Below are 26508 nucleotides of genomic sequence, written 5' to 3'. Positions count from 1 at the left end.
ATGAAAGTGTTCATCGCCCTGTTCCTCCTTTTTCTTATTGAAGGAACATGGGCATCGATTTTTTCTTGGCACTACGCCACGCCGTTTCTTTTGTTGACGTTGATCGGGTTGATGTTTGTCAGTCTGTACGGTCGATGGGAGACGGCACTCGGGTTTGGGCTTGTATTCGGACTGCTGTATGATATCGTCTACACCGACCTGATTGGAATCTATGTATTTACTTTTTCACTCATTCCTCTCTTAGCCAGCTTCGTGTTAAAATATATAGGTGAGAACTTCTTCTCCGTCACCATTACGTTCACGTTTATGATTCTCGTTTTCACCTTTGCGATTTACGGGATCATGGCGGCGATTGGTGGGACGTTGATGACGATTCAAACACTATTGGTTGAACAGATTCCAGGGACGATGCTCGTCAATGCCATCGCCATCGTGATTCTTTATTATCCGATGACGCGTTATGTGACGACACGCCCTGTTGCGAAAAGAGGGTAGCCATGATGGAGCGTAAACGACACATTACGATTAAAGGACATCGCAACGGCATTGCCATTCACTTCAATCCGAAGAGTGGCATCGACGAGGTGCTTACGGACTTAGAAGCGACATTACAAGAAATGGAGCCGCCGTCCGGAAAGATTGCCCTGAAGTTGCATGCGGGTACTCGTTATATTGACGAGGAGCTGTCACGTCAAATTCGTGAGGTCGTCGCTCGTCATGGCGTTTTTTATATTGAAGACTTGTCGAGCGATGTCATGTTGACGGAAGAAGCGAAAGCGACGTATGGCAGAAAGACGTTCCACTATCACAGCGGGACGATCCGAAGTGGACAAGTCTTGACGTTTGACGGTTCGGTGCTCGTGATTGGGGATATCAATCCCGGGTCAGAGGTCCGGGCGACAGGAAGTATTTATTGTTTAGGGACGATACGAGGAAATGTGCGCGCCGGTGTCGAAGGATGGGAAGAAGCGGTCATCACCGCGAGCCTGCTCCATCCGAAGTTTTTAGCAATCGGCGAACATGTACTCACAGCCGATGACGAGGAAGAACTTCCTGAGATTGAGATGGGTTGTGCGTATCAGACGAGTGATGGGATCGAGATGACACGTCTCCGCCACGTCATGACGGGTCTGAAGGACGCATATGCAATGGAATTACAGAGAGGGTGAGTGGAATGGAGCAAGTAGTGGAGCCTGTACATACAGAAAAGGAAGTTAAAAACGGCAGAGCCATCGTCGTGACATCAGGAAAAGGGGGCGTCGGGAAGACAACGACGACCGCGAACATCGGGACGGGGCTCGCCTTGTCTGGACACTCGGTCTGTCTCGTCGATACAGATATCGGATTGCGTAACCTCGATATCATTCTCGGTCTCGACAACCGGAGCATTTATAACCTTGTCGATGTCATCACGGGTCAATGTAAGTTGAATCAGGCGCTCGTCCGCGACAAACGCTTCGAGGAGATGTATTTACTCCCGGCCGCACAGTCGAAAGACAAGACGTCAGTGAATCCCGAACAAGTGAAAGAAATCGTTGACCAGTTGAAGACGGAATATGATTTCGTCTTGATCGACTGTCCTGCTGGAATCGAGCAAGGGTTCATGAACGCCATCGCTGGAGCGGATGAGGCGATTGTCGTCACGACACCTGAAAAGGCGGCGGTTCAAGATGCAGACCGAATCATCGGGATGCTCGAACAAGCGGAACACATCGATGCGCCGAAACTGATAGTCAACCGAGTCAAGAACCATCTCGTCGAATCGGGCGACATGCTCGACATCGATGACATCATGCGCATCCTGTCGATCGACTTACTCGGCGTCGTCATCGACGATGAGGAAGTCATCGCAGCCGCGAACCGCGGTGTCCCGGTCACGATGAATCCGGATAACTATGCCGGGCAGGCGTACCGGAACATCACGCGCCGTATTCTTGGCGAATCGGTCCCGCTCATGTCGATTCAGACGGAGACGGCACCGGTCGGATTCTGGGCACGACTCATGATGAAATTTGGAATGAAAAAAGCGTAAAGGCAACGGAAGTTGCCTTTTTCTGTCGAAAGGAGTGATGCAGATGAAGCTAATCTACGAACGAACACCTTCCATCGAACGGGCGATGCTCGTGGACGGCGAACGATTACTCGAAGTCGAGGAACGGTTTGTCGACCAACTGTCTGTCGGGACCATCGTCGAGGCCGCAATTGAACGGATCCACCCGTCGCTCGGGGCAGCCTTTTTGACGGATGGGGAGACGACATATTTTCTCCCGATCGCAGAGACGCTCCGTGCGCTCGCCTCGTATCCGGAAGTGCCCGCCATCGGGCAAGCGGCAGTCGTCGGAGAAAAGCGACTCGTCCAAGTGACAAAAGAAGGAATCAACGGCAAGCATCATAAAGTGACAGAGAACATTCGGTTCGGCGGACGATATCTTGTGTATTTCCCATTTGGCCGTCGGCAATTGTTCAGCCGGAAACTCGACCTCGTCACGCAGGACCGCCTCTCAAAGGCGCTCGACTTAACGGAAGAGGAAGGGGTCTTATTTCGGACGGAAGCCGGACAAGTGGCCCCGGAAGCGTTACAGGAAGAACTGAATCGATTGCGTAACCGTTCGACCATAGTGATCGAGCAGCGGTTCGGGCAAGACGAGCTACTATGCGAACAATTCGTGAGACGTCATGCAGTCGAGTCCGTGCTGTTGAATGACAAAGAAGGGCAAACGCGACTCGAACGATTGGATGTCCCCGTGAAACGTCATATCGGAAAAGGGCGGATGCCTGAAGCGAAACGTCTCGACGGGACCATCGAGAAACTGGAGAGTCGTGCCGTATGGTTGGATGGTGGGGCGTTCGTCTTGATCGAACAAGTCGAGACGATGACCGTCATCGACGTGAATAGTGGCAAAAATGTCGCCGTCAAAGACAAGGGGCGTGCGGCCGATACCATCAATGAAGCCGCGCTCTATTCGATCATGGAGCAGTTGCGCCTGCGAAACATCGGCGGCATGGTCATCATCGATTTCTTACGTGGTTCAAAGGAAGGACAGACCCGTCTCCTTAAAAAGATGAAAGAACTCGGGGCGCGTGACCCACGACGTGTCGAAGTGTACGGCTTCACACGGATGGGGCTGTTCGAGCTGTCGCGGGAACGGACCGGGCGCTCGATTCAAGACCGGATGTTTCATGCCGGCAAGCCTTCAAAATTGGCCATCTTCTCACAGTTTGAACGGTCGCTCCTTGATTTGAATGATCAATACGAAGCGGTCGTGCTCGCACTCCCTAATAAGTGGCATGACGCTTCCTGGCACGGATTTGACATCGAGGTGCACCTCGTCGAAGGGGAGCCGGAGTTCGTCTTTTATGGGACGTCCGAAGAATGTCAGAATTTCTTATCTCGTCGTTGACAATGATTAATTGAGAATGGTATTATCTATAACGTTAGTTCGTTTGGAAGCACCCAAATGGCTACAACCGCACAGAACGGGTTTTTAAAGGTTTTTGCCCTGCCCAGGATGGCGAGTCTGAGTTTAACAAGGAGGTGCACGTATATGTACGCAATCATCAAAACAGGTGGTAAGCAAATCAAAGTTGAAGCAGGTCAAGAGATCTACATCGAAAAACTCGATGCTGATGTCGAAGGTACTGTAGAATTCGGTGAGGTTCTTTTCGTTGGTGGTGACGATGTTAAAGTCGGCGCTCCACTCGTAGAAGGCGCTAAAGTTGTCGGTACTGTGGTAAAACACGGCCGCGCTAAGAAGATCACTGTCTTCAAAATGAAAGCTAAGAAAAACTACCGTCGTAAGCAAGGTCACCGTCAGCCTTACACGAAAGTTCGCATCGAGAAAATCGAAGCGTAAGCTATGATTCGGGTCAAGGTAAGACGAGACGAGGCGAATTCGATTCGCTCCGTCGAAGTGACTGGTCATGCCAATTTTGCAGAACCTGGTTCTGACTTGGTGTGCGCCGGTGTTTCAGCCATCATCTTTGGTGCCTATAACGCCGTCGAAACGCTTGCGGGTCAATCGCTTCTTGTAGAAATGGCAGATCAAACAGAGGGTGGTTACTTTTATGTCGAGACGTATCCTGACTTATCACCGCAGGATATGGAACGCACCCAACTGTTATTAGAAGGGATGCTCGTGCAGTTAGACACGATCGCCCAAAGCTACGGTGAATATATCCAAATTGAACAATAGGAGGTGGACCTCATGTTACAATTGAACCTTCAGTTCTTCGCTTCGAAAAAGGGAGTTGGTTCGACTAAAAACGGTCGTGACTCAATTTCGAAACGTCTCGGTGCAAAACGCGCTGACGGACAAACAGTTTCAGCTGGATCAATCCTTTACCGCCAACGCGGTACAAAGATTCACCCAGGTGAAAACGTTGGCCGTGGTGGCGACGACACTTTGTTTGCGAAAGTTGACGGCGTAGTACGCTATGAGCGTCTTGGTCGCGACAAGAAACAAGTGAGCGTTTACCCAGTCGCGTAAGTTGAACGACGCAGAAGACTCTAGCCACTTATTTGGTTAGAGTCTTTTTTTCTAGGAGAGGATCAAATGGATTCAGAACAGACACTCGAGCTCTTATCGACCGTCCGTCACGAATGGATGAATCGGCTTCAATTGATCTCGCTCTATGTGGCTCTCGATCCGACTAAGCTCGAGGAACTTTACGAACGCTATCGGAAACAAGCCGACGAAGAGAGTGCGCTCGTTCGTTTGAACGTGCCACAGACGAGCCTAGTCGTGATTCAAGCGAATTGGGAGGGACGGATGACGTATACGATTTCAACCGATCAACTCGCCATCGATGACGCGCGAGTGGCAGAGATGCTTGTCCGCTTGTTAGACAACACGGATGGGCCGATTCATGTGACGTTCACGGACGGACTGATGGTTCGCGTCACGGGCGCTGTCCCGGACGATGTGAAGGCATCAGCCGATGTGTACGAACAGAACGTAGATACCACTACGTTTCACATAAAGGAGGGGAAATAAATGTTTGTCGATCAGGTTAATATTTTTGTAAAAGCTGGAGACGGCGGAAAAGGGATGGTCGCTTTCCGTCGCGAGAAATACGTTCCAGACGGTGGTCCTGCAGGTGGTGACGGTGGTCACGGTGGGGACGTCATCTTTGAAGTAGAGGAAGGATTGCGGACGCTCGTTGATTTCCGCTATTCGAAGAAGTTTATCGCCCATGATGGCGAAAAAGGGATGTCAAAAGGGATGCACGGACGTAAAGCGAAACCGCTCATCGTCAAGGTCCCACCTGGCACGATCGTGTTCGATGCCGAGACGGATACCGTCATCGCAGACTTGACCGAGCACGGCCAACAAGCGACGATCGCGAAAGGCGGTCGTGGTGGTCGCGGGAACTGTCGTTTTGCGACGCCTGCCAACCCGGCTCCAGAAATCGCGGAGAACGGGGAACCAGGTCAAGAACGTGAACTCCGTCTCGAGTTGAAACTTCTCGCAGACGTCGGTCTCGTCGGATTCCCGTCTGTCGGAAAGTCAACGCTTCTCTCGGTCGTCTCGTCGGCACGTCCGAAAATCGGTGCGTATCACTTCACGACGATCACACCGAACCTCGGTGTCGTCAAGACAGCGGACGACCGTAGTTTCGTCATGGCCGATCTTCCAGGTCTCATCGAAGGAGCGAGCCAAGGCGTTGGTCTCGGTCACCAGTTCCTTCGCCATATCGAACGGACGAAAGTCATCGTTCACATGATCGATATGAGTGGTATGGAAGGACGCGATCCGTTCGAAGACTACACGACGATCAACCGTGAGCTTGAGTCGTACAACTTACGTCTCCTTGAGCGTCCACAAGTCGTCGTGGCGAACAAAATGGATATGCCGGACGCAGCGGAACATCTTGAAGAGTTCAAGAAGAAGGTAGGGGACGACGTCAAAGTCTTCCCGATCTCTGCACTCGCTCAAGACGGTCTTCGCAACTTGTTGATCGAAGTGGCGAACTTTGTCGATACGACACCAGAATTCCCACTCGATGAGCTCGAAGAGAAGACAGCGACGCCTCGTGTCGTGTATCGTTATGAGAAGGAAGAGAAAGGCTATCAAATCCACATCGATGAATACGATCGCTTCGTGATCACGGGACCTCGTATCGAGAAGCTCTTCAAGATGACGAACTTTGACCATGATGAGTCGATCAAACGATTTGCTCGTCAAATGCGTCAAATGGGTGTCGATGACGATCTTCGTAAGTTGGGTGCAGAGGACGGTAGTGTCGTCGCGATCCTCGACTTCGAATTCGAGTTTGTGGAATAAAAAAATTATTTGTTAAGAAGAAACGGAGTGTGAAGCTAACGTGGACCCTGTGCCCTCGTCAAGTTTAATTCTATATGTAGTTCTCGTCATGTTGTCAGCGTTTTTCTCATCAGCAGAAACGGCGCTCTCGAGTGTGAACCGGGTCCGGATGATTCGGATGGCAGAGGATGGTGACAAAGCCGCAAAACGTGTCCTCAGTCTCGTCGACCGTTTTGATGATACCCTCTCGACGATTCTCGTCGGGAACAACATCGTCAACATCGGTTCGGCGACGGTGTCGACGGCCATCGCCACATCGATTTTCAGTGGGGGAACCGGTCTTCTCGTGTCAACGTTCGCGACGACGGTCATCATCTTGATTTTTGGTGAGATTTTACCGAAATCGCTCGCGAAAGAGTTTGCGGAGAAGTATTCGCTTCTCATCAGTGGAATCCTTGTGTTCCTCGTTAAAGTCCTCAAACCGGTGACGATGATTTTCACCGGCTTGAAGAAGTTGACGCTGCGGATGATCGGGATGAAAGACAAGGAGCCATCCGTCACCGAAGAAGAGTTGAAAGTGCTCGTCGATATGGGAGAAGAGGAAGGTGTGCTCGGAGAGACGGAAGCAGAGCTCGTCCATAGCGCCTTTGCCTTCAACGATATTACGGTCGATGATGTGCTGACGCCACGAATCGATATTCTGGCCGTCGACATCGACGATTCGCTCGATGAAATCAAAGACACGATTTTCAGTGGTGGACATTCGCGTTTACCGGTCTACAAAGACTCGATCGACAACGTCATCGGTGTCTTGTCAGAACGTGACTTCTTGCGTTCGATGATGAAGGATGAAGTGACGGATGTCCGTTCGCTCATCCGACCGCTCACGTACGTGTCACCGCAGACGAAATTGATTGAACTACTTCCGATTCTCCAGCAGAAACAATCTCACATGGCTGTCGTCCTCGATGAATTCGGGGGCACGGCGGGTCTTATCACGTTAGAAGACATGCTTGAAGAACTCGTCGGCGACATCTGGGATGAGCACGACGAATCCGTCGTCTATCTCAGACGTCTCCGTGAAGGGGTCTATGAGTGTATGGCTGACATGAACGTTGATGAATTCGCGGAAGAGATGGGGATTGCAGAACCAGACGTCGATTCCAACACGATGGGCGGTTGGTTCGTTGAATTGCTCGGCGACATCCCGGAGAAAGGTGCACAAGTCACGTATCAAGACATGACGTTCACCGTTCTCCATGTGGAGAAACGCCGTGTCCGGAAACTGTTAGTGGAGACTGGACAATCTCAGCAAGAAGACATACAAGAAGCATAAACAAAAGGGATGATTCGCTATATGCGAGTCATCCCTTTTTGCGTCATACGGATTGGCGCTCAATTCGCTCAATCAATTCATATGGTCGGACTTTATAAATGGCGTAAGGCATGTATACGGGATCGATCGCATCGAGGAAGCGCATTTGGAAGTGCTCCCGTTTGATGTAGTCACCCACGTTACTTGCGTCGACTTTATAGAAGCCAACTTCCTGTGTCTCGCCAGCCTGCGGTCTGAGGTCACCGGATACATATTTTGCGCGGAACGTGACACAGAGGACGCGGGAGGACACGTTTTGATAGATTCCCGTGATGCCTTCCACCTCGATTTTCACGCCCGTTTCCTCGTCCACTTCACGATGGATGGCGTCAACGAGTGACTCGTGTTCTTCGACTTGTCCGCCAGGCATCTCGAACGAGTCGTTCCGATGCATGTTTTTGACGAGGAGAACCTCACCCGCTTCATTCGTGATATACGCTGTCACACAGACAATCGTACGTGGTGGCGTATAGTGACCGGTCGGCATCATGAACTCTTCGCTTGACTTGATATACAGCTCTTTTCCAAGGCGAGCCCGCTGTTTCATGGCGTCTCGTCGCAACGTACTGCCACGATAATCCCGCTCGACTTGCTCATAGTGTTCACGGTCCCGGTATTCCCATAGTGCCATGACCTCGGACTTGTCTTCGGTCACCCAGCGTCCGACGAGACGGGCGCCATGCGACGCCTGGATCGGGTAAATGTATGTATGGAAAAAGTCGGTGAATTCTTGCAGGCGTTCAGGTCGAATCGTATACGTTTTACGGCGATGGAACATGATGATTCCTCCTTTTTCGTTGTGCGGTGTCCTATATGTGTGACCGCGATTCGCTTACATGGTTCTTATTCGACAGATGTGAGCGTTTCCCTTTCCAACAAAAAAGAATCAGCGCAAGTCACGCTGATTCTTTCACACGTTTTGGTTGCTGACGAACATGTCGAACGACGAGGATAATCCCGACAGCAAGAGCCAAGAAGGGGATGACATCGTCCATGAAGTGACCGATCATGCGCCAATTGCTACCAAGCATCATCCCGACATGGATGAAAAGAAATGACCAGACGGCAAAAATCAAGGTCGTCACCGACAAAAACTTACGGAACGATAGACGCATCACGCCGGCGCTCACGGCGAATAATTGACGCCAAAACAGGCTGAGACAGACGATCCATGCACCGTATTTCTCAAACCAGCGCTCGGCCCGGAGTTGCTTGTCTTGCCGAATTCGAAAATAACGATACAGTTTGAGCGCGACGGGACGCCCACCATATCGACCGATCCAGTATAGACCGATTTGGCTGAGCGTGAAGGAGACCCACGCCAGTAGGAACGTCAGGAAGAAGGGCGCGTCATGCGAGTCGACGAGGAAGCCGCCGTATGCGAGAACGAGTTCGTTCGGGATGAATTGGACCAAGATACCGATGGGAATGCTGAAGACCCCACAGACGGCGAGTAGATGCTCGAGGACGTTCAAGACGTAGCCCTCCTTTCAAATGATTTCAGGAAAGATGTTCCATCCATCAGTATAACGGACATGACTGAAAAGAAAAAGAAGAGATGTCACATATTCGTGACGTCTCTTCAATCTAATTCGGATACGAGAATCCCGAGGCGGTCCAACTCTTTCACCGCAGCATCGATTGCCTCTTTATGGTCTGATTCGAGCGTATGGATATGGAAACCACCCGTCAACTGGGAGAGTGGGGAAGCCCCATGCGTCTTCACACGTTCGAGGAAGGCACGGACGTCGCGGCGACTCTTCACCATGAGTTGTCCCGTGATGGACCCGTATACAGGATGGTCGATGATGACGTCTTTGATGGTGACTCCTTCATCGACGATGGCGTTCATCTCCGCCTCCATCTCTTCTGCCGTATGACGACAGGCTACCTTTTTCGAATAGGTGGATGGGGTGAGGTCTCCGTGCAAGTAGACGTACCCACGAGCGGTCGCAACGATTTGATGGCCTTTCGCTTTTAGTAACGATAGGTCTTGGACGATGACCTGGCGACTGACGGATACATGTCTTGCCAGTTCAGATCCTGTGATCGGCTCATTGCTCGATTCAATCAATTGTAATAGTGTGCGACGGCGTTCTTCACCGGCTAAACGTTTGTTCATGATGTTCGACTCTCCTTGCTAAAATGACGATGGCATCGGCGAGGGCCGATGTGTCTTCGGCGGTCGTTTGCGCGCCGAAGGAAATGCGGACGAGTCCATGACAGGCGCTCGTCTCATATCCGAGTGCTTCGAGCATGCGGTTCGGTCCATTTTGGCCTGCTCGACATGCCGACCCAGCCGATACTTGGAACCCGAGGTCGTCGAGCTCGGTCATCCACCATTGTCCGTCGCGTTGATGGGAGACGAAGGAGAAAATGGCGGGACTTTGTTCGTCGAACTCGAGCCAATGGACATGCGCTGACGTCTTCTCTTTCAAGATAGCACGAAACGCCATGAAATTTCTCTGAAAACGTGTCAATTGTTCCTGACGTTCTCCGAGTGCTTTGGCAAAGGCACTGATTCCAGGAACGTCAATCGTTCCGGGCCGAATCCCGTATTGATGATGTCCCGGATAGTATGGGGGAGGAATCAAACGTTCCATGTAGAGGGCGCCGACTCCTTTAGGTCCACCCACTTTGTGGGCACTGAACGAATAGGCATCGATGCCTTCGACAGAAATCGGGATTTTCCCGAGTGCCTGGACCCCGTCCACATGGAAGAGGATTTTATTATATTTCAAGAGGCATTGGATGTGGTGGAGCGGTAACACCCAACCCGTGTCGGAATTGACGTGCTGGAGCGTGACGAGCCCGATGTCACGGTCGAGTAGGTGGGTGAACGCATCCAAATCAAACTTCCCATCCTTCAGTTTCAACCGATGAACGATTATCCCTTCCCGCTCCCATTCTTCAAGTAAGAGGGCGACGGAATCATGCTCATGCCAAGACGTGATCACCTCTTTGCCCTTCATCCGTTTACGCAAGCTTGTCAGTGCGATGTAATTGCTCTCCGATCCACTTCCGGTGAATAATAATTTTCCTCGTAACATATCAAGCCCGAGCGCCTGTTTGATCAAGCGCCGTGCCTCTGTCAAATAATCTTCTGCCATATAACCTTGGGTATGAAGTGATGATGGGTTCCCATAAACGTTTTTGGCCATCGCCACGTAATGGTCTAATGCTGCATGTGTCATCGGGTGTGTAGCGGCGTAGTCGAAGTAGCGGTTCATCATGGACTCCCCTTTTCTCATGTTGTCTTCTACACAAAATTATGCGAAACTAGTTTACAAGTCAACATTACATATGAAAAACAGGTGATGTACAAGTGTCTTTACACATAGAGAAAACTGACATTTTGATTATCGGAACGGGACTTGCCGCCGTCGCAACGGCTTTGCATCTACCAACATCATTCTCTGTTCTTCTCGTCTCGAAAGGTGAGATGACAGAGAGCAACTCCGATTTGGCACAAGGCGGGATTGCGAGCGCGTATCTTGAGAAATCGAGTACGGCCCATAAAGAAGACACGATGCTCGCCTCTAAAAACACATCGTGCGCTGAGCGCGTCGACATTCTCGTAGAAGAAGGTCGTCAAGCGATTGAAGAAATGGAACGATTCGGTGTCCGGTTCGACCGTGAAGAGGACGGCTATGCCCTCGGACGTGAAGGCGCGCATCGATTGAATCGCATCTTTCATGTCGGTGGCGACGAGACGGGACGCCATGTCATGAGGCAATTGCGTCACTCGTTACCCGATAACGTGAACGTATTGGAACGGGTGCTCGTGCACGATCTCATCACGAGAGACGGGAAAGTCGTCGGCGCGATGGCGTTTCGGGATGAAGTGCCCATTCGAATTGAAGCCGGCGCTGTCGTATTGGCGACAGGTGGCATCGGTGGGCTGATTGATTGGACTTCAAACGCGCGTACCGTGACCGGTGACGGTCTCGTTCTGGCAAATCGATGTGGGGTCAAGCTGACACATTTACAGCGGATCCAATTTCATCCCACCTTACTGGCGACCGACGAGCCTCATCTCGTGACGGAGGCACTCCGGGGAGCCGGAGCGACGCTCGTTGATGACGAAGGGAATCACGTGATGGCGCATCATCCGCTCGGGAGTCTCGCTCCTCGTGATGACGTGGCGCGGGTACTGACAGAACGAATGGGAACGGTGTATCTCGATACGACAAACGTGACACGGCTTCGTGAACGGTTTCCGAAGCTTGCGTTGACATGTGACAAACTCCAGATCAATCCTCGCCGCATTCCGGTACGTCCTGGCCTCCATTTTCATATGGGTGGAATCGAAGTGGACGACATGGGACGGACAGACGTTGACGGATTATATGCCGTCGGTGAAGTGGCGGATGCGGGCATACATGGGATGAATCGTTTGGCCTCGAACTCACTTTTGGAATGTTGGGTGTTTGGAAAACGAGTCGCGCGGGCGGTGCGATTGAATCAGACGACCACGGCGACGAAGGAGACGTTGGTGTACGACATCTCACCTGTGGCATTTCAAGCGTTACGTGCTCAAATTAGAAGATGGTTGACGATTTCACCAAGTCTTAATGAATTGAAAGGTTTCTTACAAAATACCCAAACGTTGACCATGACGAAACACGTGACAAGACAATTAAGTGAACAAACTTTACAACTCGATGCGGCGCGTCTTCTCGCGCAAAGCATCCTCGAAATGGAGCGGAATGATGAATACGATATACCTACGCGAACAGCTACGTCAGTTCTTGATTGAAGATATCGGGTATGGGGACCTATCGAGTGCGCTGATTGATGGACAGGACGAGTCGGTCGCAACGATTGTCGCCAAAGAACAGGGCATTTTCTGTGGGAAGCCGATCGTAGAAGAGCTGGCAACCATGCAGCGGCTTGAATTGGCCTCTTGCCAAGAAGACGGGAGAGCGGTTGTCCCTGGAGACGAGCTCGTCGTCTTGAGAGGGAAGACGCGCGCGATTTTAGAGACGGAGCGTGTGCTGTTGAATGTCATCCAACATGCGAGTGGGATTGCGACGATGACACGACAGTGCGTGGACGCGTTACACGATGACGCGATTCACGTGACCGATACACGCAAGACGACCCCGGGACTGCGGATGATTGAAAAGTACGCCGTACGTGTGGGCGGGGGATACAATCACCGTCTAAGACTCGATGACGCCGTCATGATCAAAGACAATCATATCGTCGCACTTGGTGGCGTGACGAACGCGATTCAAGTCGCACGAGAACGTGTCGGCCATACGACCCCGATTGAAGTCGAGGTCGAGTCGTTCGAACAACTGATGGAGGCGGTTCAAGCCGATCCGGACATCGTGATGCTTGATAATCGGACGCCAGATGAATTGAGAGAATGGGTCCGTCATATACCGACGCACATCAAAATTGAAGTGTCTGGTGGCATCACGCTCGACACGATTGACGATTATCGAGGCATTCGCATCGATGTCATCTCGCTCGGGCAATTGACTCATTCGGTACGCGCGTTCGATTGCAGTTTGAATTTACAAGGAGGAATGAAAGATGCAACTACTCGGAACACTTCCGCCGACGTACGCTAACCTGTCGGTGGAGGAGATGGAGACTCGGATTCAGGCGGTCAAAGACCGACTCGGGACGCGTCTCTTTTTACCGGCCCATCATTATCAAAAAGACGAGGTCGTTCAATTCGCGGACGCGACAGGAGATTCGCTCCAGCTCGCACGACTCGCAGAACAGATGAGCGAAGCCGAATTCATCGTCTTTTGTGGCGTCCACTTCATGGCAGAGACGGCGGACATGTTGACGCGGGACGACCAGATTGTCGTCTTACCTGATATGCGTGCCGGCTGTTCGATGGCAGACATGGCTGATATCGATCAGACGGAGATTGCTTGGGAAGAACTGACGGAACGATTTGGAGAGGGCATCATCCCGATTACATACGTCAATTCAACAGCGGCCATCAAAGCGTTCGTTGGTCGTCACGGTGGGGCGACCGTCACATCGTCGAACGCCCATGAAATCGTTCGGTGGGCGCTTGAGGCAGGTGAACGCATCTTATTCCTTCCCGATCAACATCTCGGGCGGAACACGGCGTTCGACCTCGGCATCCCACTCGAGGCGATGGCTGTTTGGGATCCGCTCCGTGAAGAATTGGTCGCGGAGGGAGATGACGAGCAAGTGAAAGTCATCTTATGGAAGGGACACTGTTCTGTCCATGAGAAGTTCACGGTATCGCAAATTCAGGCGTTCCGTGAGCGTGAGCCGGATCGTCGCATCATCGTCCATCCGGAATGTACGTTTGACGTCGTCCAGGCTGCGGACGAGGCGGGATCGACATCGTATATCATCGACAAGATTGACGCGAGCGCACCGGGGACGAAGTGGGCGGTCGGAACGGAGATGAACCTCGTCAACCGGTTGGCGGCAACGTACCCACATCTTGATATCGTCTCGTTGAACCCATTCATGTGTCCGTGCCTCACGATGAATCGAATCGACTTGCCACATCTTCTCTGGGCGCTCGAGTCACTCGAGACGGACCCTGTGAACGTCATTCGCGTCGATCATGAGACGACAGAGTGGTCGAAACGCGCACTTGAACGAATGCTTGCACGGTAATCGCTTCAGGACAGGTAAACGCCTGTCCTTTTTTCGTGTCGCCCATTATGGTACAATAAATGCAGTTTTTCCGACCAAAAAGGAGAGTACATCGTGATTGAATTTGTAAAAGGACCCGTCGCCTATGTGTGTGCGGAATATATAACGTTAGATGTCTCGGGCGTCGGCTACAAAGTACATGTGCCTAACCCGTTTTTTTATCGTGAACAAGACGAACATGTAATCGTGTTTACGCATCATTATGTGCGTGAAGACCAACAGACGTTATACGGTTTCCGGTCACGTCGTGAGCGTGAGCTGTTCAATAAACTCCTTAGCGTGAGCGGGATCGGACCAAAAGGTGCGCTTGCCATCGTCGCGTCCGGCGATATCGACGCGTTGATCGATGCGATTGAAACCGAGAACGAGAAGTATTTGACGAAGTTCCCGGGAGTCGGCAAGAAGACGGCCAAACAGATGGCGCTCGACTTGAAAGGGAAGTTATCCGAGCTCGCACCGGATTATGTGCCGAACGAAGGGTTGTTTGCCCAAGGTGCATCTGAACTCGATGAGGCGTGTGAGGCGCTCGTCGCGCTCGGCTACTCTGAACGGGAAATCCTAAAAGTCCGCAAAGCATTGAGCGGAGAAATATTGACGACCGACGCGTACATAAAACGCGCGCTACAGCTGTTACTGAAATAAGGAGGAAGCTATGGACGAACGATTGTTGTCACAATCTCATCAGCAATATGAAGACTCTGAAGAGTGGAGCTTACGTCCGCAGCGCTTCGAGCAATATATCGGGCAAGAAAAGGTGAAAGGCAATTTGTCGGTCTTCATTCAGGCCGCTAAACTTCGTAGTGAGACGCTCGACCACGTGCTCTTATACGGTCCCCCGGGACTCGGGAAGACGACGCTCGCCCAAATCATCGCCAACGAGATGGGCGTCGGAATTAAGACGACCGCCGGGCCCGCGATTGAACGACCGGGCGATTTGGCTGCGATTCTCTCGACCCTCGAGCCGGGGGATGTCTTGTTCATCGACGAGATCCATCGCTTGAGCCGGACGATTGAAGAAATTCTTTATCCGGCGATGGAAGACTACTGTCTCGACATCGTCTATGGGCAAGGGGAGATGGCTCGTAGCGTCCGCATCGACCTACCACCGTTTACGCTTGTCGGCGCGACGACACGAGCAGGGATGTTGTCGGCGCCTTTACGTGACCGTTTCGGTGTCACGTTGAAGCTCGAATATTACGAAACACATGAGTTAGCGGCCATCGTCAGCCGGACGGCCCAGTTGTTCCGTCTCTCGATTTCACCGGAGGCGAGCGGTGCGATTGCGAAACGCTCACGAGGGACGCCACGAGTTGCAAACCGTCTCTTGCGTCGTGTCCGTGATTTCGCACAAGTGGCTGGTACGAAAGAAATCGATCCAGTGCTCGCATCTGATGCGCTCGACCGGCTACACGTCGATGCGCTCGGACTCGATGAAGTTGACCATCGATTGCTTCGGGCCATGGTGGAGCGGTTCGGAGGTGGACCGGTCGGGCTTGAGACGCTCGCTGCGACCATCGGTGAGGATGCTCAGACGATTGAGGATGTCTATGAGCCCTATTTATTACAACAAGGATTCTTGCAGCGCACGCCGCGAGGACGGATGATCACACAGTTTGCCAAGTCGCATTTTGGTTATGAAGAGGAAGAGGAGTAAGGTATGCAAGACATTCAATTGAACGTAAACGATTATGATTTTGAATTGCCAGAAGAGTTGATCGCGCAAGTCCCATTGCTCGATCGGACGAGCTCACGCTTGCTCGTATTAGACCGCGAGACAGGGGACATCGAACATCGTCATTTCCGTGACGTGCTCGATTACTTGAACGAAGGGGATGCGCTCGTCGTCAACGATTCGCGCGTCTTACCGGCACGCCTTTTTGGGGCGAAGCAAGAAACAGGCGGGAAAGTCGAACTGCTCTTGTTGAAACAGACGGAAGATAATGTATGGGAAGCACTTGTCAAACCGGCGAAAAAAGTTCGCGTCGGGTCCATCGTCGAGTTCGGGGACGGTCTTCTCCGTGCGGAATGTGTCGAGGAACTCCCAGAAGGCGGACGTCGATTCAAGTTTGACTACGACGGCATCTTCTATGAGATTTTAGACGAGCTTGGAACGATGCCGCTCCCACCGTACATTCGCGAACAACTCGATGACCAAGACCGCTATCAAACGGTCTATGCCCGTGAACGAGGCAGTGCGGCCGCTCCGACAGCCGGTCTTCATTTCACCGAGGAACTGCTCGAAGCAGCGAAAGCGAAAGGGGTTCGGTTGATCCCGCTCACCCTTCACGTCGGTCTCGGGACGTTCCGTCCGGTGACGGCTGATTCGATCGAGGAACATACGATGCATAGTGAATATTTCGAGTTGTCGGCTGAATCGGCAGCTGCGCTTCGAGAGATTCGAGCGAATGGCGGTCGCATCTTTGCGGTCGGGACGACATCGACGCGCACGCTTGAGACGATCATGCGAGATCACGGGGACTTCGTCGAGTCATCGGGCTGGACGGATATCTTTATTTACCCTGGTGTTGAGTTAAAGGCAATCGATGGATTGATCACGAACTTCCATCTCCCTAAATCAACGCTCGTCATGCTCGTCTCGGCGTTCGCGACGCGCGACATCATCTTACACGCTTATCGGACTGCGGTCGCAGAACGATACCGCTTCTTCAGCTTTGGAGATGCGATGCTCATCACGAGGAAGGAAGTAACAAAATGACAAAACATGCAGTCACATACGAACACATCCACACATGTAAACAGACCGGAGCGCGGCACGGAATCGTCCATACGCCGCACGGGTCGTTCGAGACACCGGTCTTCATGCCAGTCGGGACGCAAGCGAGCGTCAAGACGATGGCACCTGAACAGGTCAAGGCGATGGGTGCGAACATTATCTTGTCGAACACCTATCATCTCTGGGTTCGTCCAGGACATGAGGTCATCAAACAAGCGGGTGGACTTCATAAGTTCATGAACTGGGACGGGGCAATCCTCACGGACTCGGGTGGATTCCAAGTGTTCTCACTAGCCGACCTCCGAAACATTCAAGAGGAAGGCGTACATTTCCGTAACCATTTGAACGGAGACAAGTTATTCTTGTCACCAGAAAAAGCGATGGAGATTCAAAACGCGCTCGGGTCGGACATCATGATGGCATTTGACGAGTGCCCGCCTTATCCGGCGACACATGAATATATGAAAAAATCGGTCGAGCGGACGAGCCGTTGGGCGGAACGTTGCCTCGAGGCACACGAACGTCCAGAAGACCAGGCGCTCTTCGGCATCATCCAAGGTGGAGAATATGAGGACCTTCGTCGTCAAAGCGCCCAAGACCTCGTCTCACTTGATTTCCCAGGATATGCGGTCGGTGGTCTCTCGGTCGGTGAACCGAAAGACGTCATGTATCGTGCCCTCGAATTCACGACGCCGCTCATGCCAGAGAACAAACCGCGTTATTTGATGGGCGTCGGCTCACCGGATGCGTTGATTGAAGGGTCGATTCGCGGGATCGACATGTTCGACTGTGTCCTTCCGACACGTATTGCACGAAACGGAACGCTCATGACGTCGAAAGGTCGCGTCACGATCAAACAAGCGAAATATAAGACGGACTTCGGTCCAATCGATGAGAAGTGTGACTGTAATACGTGTAAGAATTACTCGCGCGCGTACGTTCACCACTTGATTCGAGCGGATGAGATGTTTGGTCTTCACTTGTGTACGACACACAATCTTCACTTCCTTGTGAAGTTGATGGAGCAGGTTCGTCAAGCGATTCGTGAAGACCGCTTGCTCGATTTCAAAGAAGAGTTCTTTGAAGAATACGGCTACAACAAGCCGAACGCGAAGAATTTCTAAGCAATCATGTCGGACATTGTGTGACAATGCTTCAGTTTCACGGTATAATGAACCTGATATTGAAGGAAAGGGTGAATGTTACTCATGGAAACACTCGTTGCGTTATTACCAATGATCTTGATTTTCGTCGTATTTTACTTCCTTTTGATTCGTCCACAGACGAAACGCCAAAAAGAAGTACAAGCGATGCAAAACGCCCTCGAGCGTGGCGACAGCGTTGTCACAATCGGTGGTTTACACGGCGTCGTTCATCAAATCGAAGACACACATGTCGTTTTGAAATGCGATCAATCGCTTCTCCGCTTCAACCGAAGCGCAATTGCGGAAGTCGTGAAAAAAGCGAATGCCTCATTTGAGGAATAAGCAAGTAAGCGTCTGACCATCATGGTCAGACGCTTTTTTGTGTGGCTAGAAGTTGGGGGAGGATTCTTCGAGCGGCTTCTTGTCCGCCATAGACGGCTCTTGCGAACGGACCAAGAATCGTGATGCACTCGGGTCGAACGCAGGTGCGACATAGAGATGGATGAAGTTTGTTGTTTCCAGTTCGATAACGGGTCAGTGAGTCGATCGACAATAATCAAATCCTCCAAATACCCGCCTTGTTTATGTGAGGGTGAGGGTCATTCCGTGTACACCAGCACCAATAATTAATAACTTTGTATGTTCCACAATCATAGAGAATCCTCTCAAAAAAAGTAATAATTACGATTTAAAGCATATAAAGATGACTTCTTTTTGTCAAAACGAATCGGATTCAAATTTTATCCACCTCATTTCGAAAAATCGATTTGATTTGTGAAAACGTTTGCATTAATGTCAAGTTGAGAAGAAATCCGAGATGAAGGAGAACGAATGACATGGACGTGAAACGATTGATTAACTCGATGAAGAAGTGGAAAGGCTGGACCATAAAACGAAGTGGTACGAAACAGAAAGGACGCTCGTCCCTGAGACGACGGATGTCCATCGCACTCATTCCGACGATCATTGCGCTCGTCATTGTCGGCGCGCTCGGATCTTATCAATTAAGACAATCGACTGCCGCTTATGACCGGGTCCTCAGTGAAGGCATGCAGGAGATGCTGCTTGCAGAGAATCTATCCCTAGCGGTGACGGATGCCGAACGATACTTGAATTACTATATGCTTGTGGCCAATCCGAAGACGCTCATCAGTTTACAGGGTGCTCAAGAGCAGCGAGACGAATTGATGAAGAAGCTGAAGGCATCATCATCTGATGAAAAGGTCTTGTCTTGGTTGGGCGATTTGGAGAAATTTAACGAGCTATTAGACCGTGAGATGAACCGTGCCGTCGAACTTCGTCAACAACAGGACGAAATCGGATATAAGACGGTGCTCAACACAAGTGTGACACCGACGACAGACCGTGTTCGGATGACGGTGACAGACCTTGTTGAATACAAGGACGAACTCCTCGCATCCGAGACGAAAGCTGTACAGGCCGAAGCGGAGAGTTCAATCCTCTGGATGCTCATCATCAGCATTGGCGGTGTCGTGATTGGAATTCTGTCTTTACTTGCCTTACAGCGCCTCTTCTTAAAACCGATCAATCGACTTGGTCGTCAGGCACGCATCATGGCAGAAGGGGATTTGACGGGAGAAGATATCGAGGTCGCCTCTAACGATGAACTAGGAGACCTGGTAACGGCATTCAATGAAATGAAGCATAACCTAGTCGGCTTGATTCGGCGTGTTGGAGAAGCATCGGACAAAGTGACCGCTTATTCTGAAGAACTTTACGCAAGCACAGACCATGTCGCGACAACGACCCAAGGTGTCTCCCGATTGTTCGAAGAGATGAATGTGGCTGCGCAAGGATCCTCGAAGCGAGCAGAAGAAGGGACGATTGGCGTCAATCAAGCGGTGGATGGATTGAATCAAATCGCTGCGGCCTCACAAGGTGTGAATGAGCAGACGATACATACACTTGAGGCGGCGAACGGTGGACTTGAGACCGTTCAATTGGCAGAGAAACGGATGCAAGAAATTCGCCGTGCCAACGAGCTCACTCAACAGATGGTGAACCGTCTATCGAACCAATCGCTTGAAATCGAGAAAATCACCCGTTCGATCACGGCGATCACGGAACAGACGAACTTACTTGCCTTAAACGCGGCGATTGAAGCAGCACGTGCGGGTGAGCACGGAAAAGGGTTTGCCGTCGTCGCGGCAGAAGTGAGAAAGCTCGCTGAGGAATCGAAACAATCCGCCATTCAAATCCAGACCGTCGTCCGTGACATTCAACGTGACACGGAGCAAGTCGAATCGGCGTTCGAAGAATCGAGCGTACATGTGGAGAATGGGGTATCGCAAATGGGAGAAGTGGCCGAGGCGTTCCGTGAGATCGTATCGGTCATCGAAGAGACGTCCCGTCAAATGAGTGAGATTGCGGCAGCAACAGAAGAAGTGAGCGCCAATACGACTGAAGTTGCCGTCTCTGTTGAAGATATGTCGACAAACGCCGTCTCGACACAGCGAAGCGTCGAAGAAGCCGGTGCGAACGTCGAAGAACAGCTTGCCGCCATTCAAGAAATCAACGGCATCGCTGAAACGATGAGTCACATGTCGTCTGAATTAAAAGATGTCGTCCATCTGTTTAAAACGACATAACAAATGCCCTGACGCGCGTGTCAGGGCATTGTTCGTTACATTAATAGGATTAGACTTGTCGCCATGACGATCATACCAGCAACCATTCCATACATGGAATGATGGGCGTGTCCGTATTCACGGGCGGCAGGGAGCAATTCGTCAAGCGAGATGAAGACCATGATGCCACCGACCGCCGCGAACAAGAGTCCGAAGACGGTGTCGCTCAAGAACGGCATGAGTAACAAGAATCCGATGGCCGCTCCAGCTGGCTCGGCAAGCCCTGACAACATCGAAAGCTTGAACGCCTTCTTCCGTGAGCCCGTCGCATAATAAATCGGGACGGAGACGGCAATCCCTTCTGGAATGTTGTGTAGGGCGATGGCGATGGCGATGGCTAAGCCGACGGTCGGGTCATCTAGTGCCGAGACGAACGTCGCAAGTCCTTCTGGGAAATTGTGAATCCCGATGGCGAGTGCCATGAAAATCCCCATTTTTTTTAGTCGATTTTGTACCTCTGGATGGTTGATTGGAGCCGCTTCATTTGTCGTCGTCGTTGCAAGTTCATGTGTTGTCGGGTCATTCTGCATCGACTCGACAAACTTGACTTCGTGTGGATTCTCCATTTTCGGAATGAACTTATCGATCATGCCAATCAAGAACATCCCACCGAAGAATGCGAGAACGGTGTAGATTGTACCCGTATATTCTCCGTGAGCGCCGACGAGTTCCTCGAGCGCTTTCGGGAAAATCTCGATGAACGACACGTAAATCATGACGCCTCCGGAAAATCCAAGCGAGATGGAGAGGAATGCTGTGTTCGTCCGTTTCGCAAAGAATGCGATCATACTCCCGATTCCGGTAGCTAGACCGGCGAATAGAGTAAGGAGAAAGGCATAAATAACTGTGCTGTCCATATGGAAAGACTCCTTTGATGTTTTGATGTTAGCTACATCATACATGAAGTTTTGCCCATGCACAACATTTAGTCTTATATGCAAACTCAGTCGAACAATCCGTGAAGGTCGTTACAATTTTAGGAAAATGATTGATAAATGTTTAGAAAATTTGTAATGTTAACGAGAGAAGTTTTTATCAAGAACAGTGGTTTGGAAAGGAAATAGTCGTATGTACAAAAAAGGCAACATTGCGATTTTTGCGATCATCATGATTGCGACAATCCTGCTCGCAGTGTTCACGACACCATGGGTCGTTAAGAACACGAACCTCGGACTCGACTTAAAAGGTGGATTCGAAGTTTTGTATGAAGTACAACCGCTCGAAGACGGCGACGTCATCGACAAATCAGCGATGAATGCAACCGTTCGCGCCATCAATAACCGAATCAACGTCCTCGGAGTTTCTGAACCGGACGTTCGAATCGAAGAAAACAATCGCATCCGCGTCCAGCTCGCGGGCGTATCGAACCAAAACGAAGCGCGCGAGGTTCTCTCGTCTACGGCACAATTGACATTCCGTGACGTGAACGACAACGTCTTGCTCGATGGGAAAGACTTGGCGCCGCGTGGGGCAGCGCTCAGCTACAACCAACAAGGACAACCGGTCGTTGAGTTGACGCTTCAATCGGCTGAAAAGTTTGGTGAAGTGACATCCGAGATTGCACAACGCCCAGCTCCTGAGAACCGTCTGGTCATTTGGCTCGACTATGAAGAGGGCGACACATATGAGGAAGAAGTTCAAAAAGAGAACTCGAAGATTGTGTCAGATGCTTCGGTAACGAGCCCGATCCTATCGGATAAAGCCATCATCTCAGGTGGTGGAATTGACGCGGAAAGCGGTCAACGCCTTGCGGACATCTTGAACGCAGGGGCGCTCCCGGTCAAATTAGATGAGATTTACTCGACATCCGTATCGGCCCAGTTCGGTCAAGATGCTTTAGAAGAAACGGTATTTGCCGCAACAATCGGAATCATCGCTGTATTCCTCTTCATGTTGTTCTTCTATCGTCTCCCAGGACTCGTGTCGATCATCACGCTTGTTCTGTACATCAACTTGATCATGTTGTTCTTCAACGGAATCAATGCGGTCTTGACGCTCCCAGGGATTGCGGCACTCGTCCTCGGGGTCGGTATGGCAGTCGATGCGAACATTATTACCGCGGAACGAATCAAAGACGAACTCCGCTCTGGAAAATCGGTCTTATCGGCATTCCGTGCAGGTAACCGTCGTTCCCTCAGTACGATCATCGATGCTAACTTGACGACGCTCATCTCGGCTGCGGTCTTGTTCTATTTCGGACAAAGCTCGGTCAAAGGGTTCGCCGTCATGCTCATGATCTCAATCGGGATGACGTTCATCTCGAACGTATTCATCTCACGTTATTTGATGCACCTCCTTGTCTCAAGTCGTCTGTTCGACAAACGCAAAGGATGGTTTGGTGTGAAGGAGAGTGAAATCCGTGAACTTTAAGCTTACTGAATGGAATTACGTGAAACATATGCGCACGATGTTCTTGGTTTCGACGGCGATCGTCGTTCTCGGAATCGGTCTCTTGTTCTTCCGTGGGTTGAACCTCGGAATCGATTTTGCTTCAGGGACGCGGGTCGAAGTACTAACGGAAGAACGTGTGTCGCAAGAAGAATTCACGAAAGCGTTTAACGATGCCGGAGTTGACCAAGAGATTTCAAGCGTCCAATATGCAAATGAAGGTCGCTTGGCATACGTGACGTTCGTTGGCCAATTGGGACAAGAGGAAGTCGCGAACGTCAAGACGGCGTTCACTGAACAATTCGGGAACGACCCGAACATCAGCACCGTCTCGGCTCAAGTCGGTCGTGACTTGGCGAAAAATGCTTTGTATGCGGTAGCCGTCGCATCAATCGGGATTATTCTCTACATCACGGTGCGTTTCCAATTCTCATATGCACTTGCAACTGTTATCGCGATGTTACACGATGCCTTCTTCATGATTGTCGCGTTCTCGCTCTTTGGGATCGAGGTCAACTTGTACTTTATCGCCGCGATCTTGACCATCATCGGTTACTCGGTCAACGATACAATCGTAACGTTCGACCGGGTCCGCGAGAACATCACGTCGTATGAAAAGGAACGAAAAATCAAGTCGATGGACGTCTATGAGTCGATCATCAACAAGTCGATTCAAGAGACGATCGTACGGTCCGTGAATACGGTCATCACGGTACTCGTTACAGCGATTGCCTTGTACGTGTTCGGTGCCGAGTCGATTCGCAGCTTCTCGCTCGCGCTCATCGTCGGACTTTTCATGGGGATGTATTCTTCGATCTTCATTGCATCGTATTTATGGCTCCTCATCAAACGTACGACAATCAACAAGAAAAAAGATACGCCGGTCACAGAGGCGTAACAAGTGGGTCTCCCTTCAATCGGGAGACCTTTTCAAATGTCAAGACGGCACATCTTTCACGCGGTCTGCTATAATCTACAATTGATTGGAGTGAAGGACATGTACCATTCGAAAAAACAGTGGCTCTATCCGGAAACAAATCCGGACGACGTCACGCGTTTACAAAACGAATTAAATATATCAGCACAACTGGCGACGTTGCTCGTTCAGCGTGGTCATCAAGACGTAGAAGCGGCCAAGGCATTCTTGTATGCCGAGGAAGAACTCGTCTTTCATGACCCGTACTTGTTTGAACAGATGGAGAAAGTCGTCACCCGCATTAAACAGGCGGCAGACGATGGGGAGATGGTGCTCATCTATGGTGACTACGATGTCGACGGGGTCAGTGCCTCATCCGTCATGTGGCACGCGTTGACCGAAATCGGTGTCATGGCCGAGTGTTATATCCCGAACCGTTTCACGGAAGGATATGGACCGAACAAAGAAGCGTTCCAATGGGCGGCGAACGAGGGATTCACCTTGGTCATCACGGTGGATTGCGGAATTTCAGGGATTGAAGAAGCGACACTCTTAAAAGACCTTGGCGTCGATTTGATCATCACGGACCACCACGAGCCGAAAGAGACATTGCCGGACGCCTATGCGATCATTCATCCGCATATCGACCCGGGGTATCCATACGACAAACTCGCCGGAGCGGGAGTCGCCCTCAAAGTGGCACACGCCGTTTTAGGAAGAATGCCGGAAGAACTCCTTGATTTGGCTGTCCTCGGAACGATTGCCGACCTCGTCCCGTTAGACGGTGAAAACCGGTTGCTTGCGAAGAAGGGGATTGCCGCGCTCGAGGCTTCAAAACGTCCAGGTATTCTAGCATTACGTGAAGTATGTGGTCTCGGTGACAGCGTATTGAACGAAGAGTCGGTCGGTTTCGCGTTCGGTCCACGCATCAATGCCGCGGGTCGACTCGATTCAGCGATGCCGGCATTACAAATGCTCCTGGCTGAACATGTCGAGGAAGCGCTCGAGCTCGCAAAACAGCTCGATAAGCAAAACAAAGAACGTCAAGACATCGTCAAGACAATCGCTGCTGAAGCGAAAGAACTCGTTGAAGCATCGATGACCGAGGACCGTGTACTCGTCGTGGCGAGTGAGAAGTGGAATCCTGGCGTTGTCGGGATTGTCGCATCTCGTCTCGTCGAGGCGTACTATCGTCCAGTCATCCTCCTTTGCCACGACCCTGAGACGGGTAAGGCGAAAGGATCGGGGCGCTCCATCGATGGATTTGACCTCTTCAAGGAACTTTCGAAGAATGAAGATATTTTGCCACACTTTGGTGGACATCCAGCCGCGGCCGGGATGACCCTTCAGTCGGAACATGTCGCCGAACTACGAGAGCGACTGAACCATCAGGCGGAGTCCATCCCGGATGACGTGTTTGTACCACGAGTCAACGTCGACTTGAAACTCTCCGTTAACGACGTTTCGCTCGACTTGATCTCAGAAATCGGAAAGCTCGCGCCGTTTGGTATGGGGAATCCATCCCCTCGTGTCGTCGTCGCAGATGCGAAACTGCGAGATATTCGCCAAATCGGACGGGATGCCACGCATTTGAAAGTACAGCTCGCCGGAGACAAGCGTGAGCTCGATGGCATCGGATTTGGATTCGGGCACGTCGTTTCAGAGATTTCAAAGATGGCTCATATCTCGGTGATGGGAAGTCTTCAAGTCAACGAATGGAACGGAATGCGTAAGCCCCAGCTCATGATTCAAGATTTACGGGTCGATGACTTCCAAGTGTTTGACTATCGTGGGAAGAAAAAATCAATGCAAGATTTGAAAGATTTGCCGAAAGACCAGACGTCATTTTTATCTTTCCGAGGGACGAACGAAGATTTTCCACTCCATGAAGGAGATGAACCGCTCAACCGTTTCGTCGTTCTGCTCGATCTTCCGGACGATGAAGAGGTGCTCGCAGAAAAACTTCATGAGGGGATCGAACGTATTTATTGTGCCTTCGGTCAAGGAGACTCGTTCTTTGAACGTCTTCCGTCCCGTGAGGATTTCCGAACGTATTATGTCCATATGGCAACGTGCGAACGGAAAAATCTACGTGAAAACCTGATTCGTCTGTCAAAAGAGCGAAAATGGTCAAAAAATACGATTCAATTTATGCATCAAGTATTCTCTGAACTCGAATTTCTTGTTACAATGGAAGACGGACTGCCTGGAGTCAATCCAGAAGCACCGAAACGCGATTTGACCGAGGCGCCGTGCTATCAACGCCGGATTGGGCGCCAACAACTCGAAGAGCGTTTCGTATACGCGTCATTGGCGGAGCTCAAAGAGCGGTTACAATCGTTGCGATCGAACAAGATGCAGGAGGCATACACATAA

At 51.0% G+C, this 26508-nt stretch carries 25 protein-coding genes, 1 pseudogene and 1 other annotated feature; of the genes and pseudogenes, 21 read left to right on the top strand and 5 right to left on the bottom strand.

What is annotated here, in order from left to right; all coding sequences use genetic code 11:
• From mreD to KNO61_RS17475, 10 genes are all read left to right on the top strand, one after another.
• A complete protein-coding gene (mreD, locus tag KNO61_RS06640; RefSeq protein ID WP_049759982.1) occupies positions 1-495 on the top strand; it encodes a rod shape-determining protein MreD in 495 nt (164 codons plus the stop codon).
• A gap of 5 nt (positions 496-500) precedes the next feature.
• Positions 501-1169 (top strand): septum site-determining protein MinC, encoded by a 669-nt coding sequence (locus tag KNO61_RS06635; RefSeq protein WP_230872790.1) that lies wholly within the window; start codon positions 501-503, stop codon positions 1167-1169.
• Between the two features lie 5 nt (positions 1170-1174).
• Positions 1175-2032: a septum site-determining protein MinD gene (gene minD / locus KNO61_RS06630; RefSeq protein ID WP_015881151.1), complete on the top strand. Its 858-nt coding sequence runs from the start codon at positions 1175-1177 to the stop codon at positions 2030-2032.
• 43 nt (positions 2033-2075) lie between these two features.
• On the top strand, positions 2076-3401 hold the full coding sequence (locus KNO61_RS06625) for a ribonuclease E/G (protein WP_214872812.1): 1326 nt from the start codon (positions 2076-2078) through the stop codon (positions 3399-3401).
• A gap of 55 nt (positions 3402-3456) precedes the next feature.
• Positions 3457-3530: a sequence feature (ribosomal protein L21 leader region), on the top strand.
• 15 nt (positions 3531-3545) lie between these two features.
• A complete protein-coding gene (gene rplU / locus KNO61_RS06620; RefSeq protein ID WP_015881153.1) occupies positions 3546-3854 on the top strand; it encodes a 50S ribosomal protein L21 in 309 nt (102 codons plus the stop codon).
• A gap of 3 nt (positions 3855-3857) precedes the next feature.
• Positions 3858-4193, top strand: a complete 336-nt coding sequence (locus KNO61_RS06615; RefSeq protein ID WP_078146561.1) for a ribosomal-processing cysteine protease Prp — start codon at positions 3858-3860, stop codon at positions 4191-4193.
• A 12-nt stretch (positions 4194-4205) separates the two neighbouring features.
• Positions 4206-4487: a 50S ribosomal protein L27 gene (gene rpmA / locus KNO61_RS06610; protein ID WP_015881155.1), complete on the top strand. Its 282-nt coding sequence runs from the start codon at positions 4206-4208 to the stop codon at positions 4485-4487.
• A 66-nt stretch (positions 4488-4553) separates the two neighbouring features.
• The gene (locus tag KNO61_RS06605; protein ID WP_074037487.1) at positions 4554-4994 is read left to right on the top strand and encodes a Spo0B domain-containing protein; all 441 of its coding nucleotides are present in this window, start codon (positions 4554-4556) and stop codon (positions 4992-4994) included.
• Positions 4995-6284: a GTPase ObgE gene (gene obgE, locus KNO61_RS06600; protein WP_015881157.1), complete on the top strand. Its 1290-nt coding sequence runs from the start codon at positions 4995-4997 to the stop codon at positions 6282-6284.
• 40 nt (positions 6285-6324) lie between these two features.
• Complete coding sequence (locus KNO61_RS17475; RefSeq protein WP_214757183.1) at positions 6325-7599, top strand: hemolysin family protein; 1275 nt, start codon at positions 6325-6327, stop codon at positions 7597-7599.
• A gap of 43 nt (positions 7600-7642) precedes the next feature.
• On the opposite strand, the gene KNO61_RS06590 is transcribed toward KNO61_RS17475, so the two are convergent.
• The 4 genes from KNO61_RS06590 to KNO61_RS06575 form a co-directional block, all read right to left on the bottom strand.
• On the bottom strand, positions 7643-8416 hold the full coding sequence (locus tag KNO61_RS06590) for an NUDIX domain-containing protein (RefSeq protein ID WP_214757181.1): 774 nt from the start codon (positions 8414-8416) through the stop codon (positions 7643-7645).
• 118 nt (positions 8417-8534) lie between these two features.
• Positions 8535-9113, bottom strand: a complete 579-nt coding sequence (locus KNO61_RS06585) for a DedA family protein (protein ID WP_214684628.1) — start codon at positions 9111-9113, stop codon at positions 8535-8537.
• Positions 9114-9220: 107 nt separating this feature from the next.
• Positions 9221-9760: a transcription repressor NadR gene (locus tag KNO61_RS06580; RefSeq protein ID WP_015881161.1), complete on the bottom strand. Its 540-nt coding sequence runs from the start codon at positions 9758-9760 to the stop codon at positions 9221-9223.
• Entirely contained in the window at positions 9738-10868 is a 1131-nt protein-coding gene (locus KNO61_RS06575; protein ID WP_214872810.1) for a cysteine desulfurase family protein, read from the bottom strand. Before KNO61_RS06575 ends, KNO61_RS06580 begins: the two co-directional genes overlap by 23 nt.
• Positions 10869-10963: 95 nt before the next feature.
• Here KNO61_RS06575 and KNO61_RS06570 point away from each other — a divergent pair, with 95 nt between their 5' ends.
• From KNO61_RS06570 to KNO61_RS06530, 9 genes are all read left to right on the top strand, one after another.
• A complete protein-coding gene (locus KNO61_RS06570) occupies positions 10964-12397 on the top strand; it encodes an L-aspartate oxidase (RefSeq protein ID WP_214812062.1) in 1434 nt (477 codons plus the stop codon).
• Positions 12351-13220 carry a carboxylating nicotinate-nucleotide diphosphorylase gene (gene nadC, locus KNO61_RS06565; protein WP_214872809.1) on the top strand — a complete coding sequence of 290 codons (870 nt, stop codon included), beginning with the start codon at positions 12351-12353 and terminating at the stop codon, positions 13218-13220. Before KNO61_RS06570 ends, nadC begins: the two co-directional genes overlap by 47 nt.
• Complete coding sequence (nadA, locus tag KNO61_RS06560) at positions 13183-14262, top strand: quinolinate synthase NadA (protein WP_214872808.1); 1080 nt, start codon at positions 13183-13185, stop codon at positions 14260-14262. Before nadC ends, nadA begins: the two co-directional genes overlap by 38 nt.
• A gap of 93 nt (positions 14263-14355) precedes the next feature.
• A complete protein-coding gene (gene ruvA, locus KNO61_RS06555; protein ID WP_074037474.1) occupies positions 14356-14943 on the top strand; it encodes a Holliday junction branch migration protein RuvA in 588 nt (195 codons plus the stop codon).
• Between the two features lie 10 nt (positions 14944-14953).
• The gene (gene ruvB / locus KNO61_RS06550; RefSeq protein WP_214872807.1) at positions 14954-15955 is read left to right on the top strand and encodes a Holliday junction branch migration DNA helicase RuvB; all 1002 of its coding nucleotides are present in this window, start codon (positions 14954-14956) and stop codon (positions 15953-15955) included.
• Positions 15956-15958: 3 nt separating this feature from the next.
• Positions 15959-17017, top strand: coding sequence for a tRNA preQ1(34) S-adenosylmethionine ribosyltransferase-isomerase QueA (queA, locus tag KNO61_RS06545; RefSeq protein WP_371816591.1), 1059 nt, complete (start codon positions 15959-15961; stop codon positions 17015-17017).
• Positions 17014-18159: a tRNA guanosine(34) transglycosylase Tgt gene (tgt, locus tag KNO61_RS06540; RefSeq protein ID WP_015881169.1), complete on the top strand. Its 1146-nt coding sequence runs from the start codon at positions 17014-17016 to the stop codon at positions 18157-18159. Before queA ends, tgt begins: the two co-directional genes overlap by 4 nt.
• An 84-nt stretch (positions 18160-18243) precedes the next feature.
• Positions 18244-18522, top strand: coding sequence for a preprotein translocase subunit YajC (gene yajC, locus KNO61_RS06535; protein ID WP_214684889.1), 279 nt, complete (start codon positions 18244-18246; stop codon positions 18520-18522).
• Positions 18523-19016: 494 nt separating this feature from the next.
• Positions 19017-20789: a methyl-accepting chemotaxis protein gene (locus KNO61_RS06530; RefSeq protein ID WP_214872806.1), complete on the top strand. Its 1773-nt coding sequence runs from the start codon at positions 19017-19019 to the stop codon at positions 20787-20789.
• 35 nt (positions 20790-20824) lie between these two features.
• On the opposite strand, the gene zupT is transcribed toward KNO61_RS06530, so the two are convergent.
• Positions 20825-21685, bottom strand: a complete 861-nt coding sequence (zupT, locus tag KNO61_RS06525) for a zinc transporter ZupT (RefSeq protein WP_214734043.1) — start codon at positions 21683-21685, stop codon at positions 20825-20827.
• 211 nt (positions 21686-21896) lie between these two features.
• Here zupT and secD point away from each other — a divergent pair.
• Positions 21897-24114 (top strand): annotated as a pseudogene (gene secD / locus KNO61_RS17220) (protein translocase subunit SecD).
• A gap of 99 nt (positions 24115-24213) precedes the next feature.
• Entirely contained in the window at positions 24214-26508 is a 2295-nt protein-coding gene (recJ, locus tag KNO61_RS06510) for a single-stranded-DNA-specific exonuclease RecJ (protein ID WP_214872805.1), read from the top strand.

This window comes from Exiguobacterium sp. s140 (assembly GCF_018617035.1).
Taxonomy (GTDB): Bacteria; Bacillota; Bacilli; order Exiguobacteriales; family Exiguobacteriaceae; genus Exiguobacterium; species Exiguobacterium profundum.
Note: the sequence above shows the minus strand (reverse complement) of the source record. Positions and strands in the feature narration are given on the sequence as shown.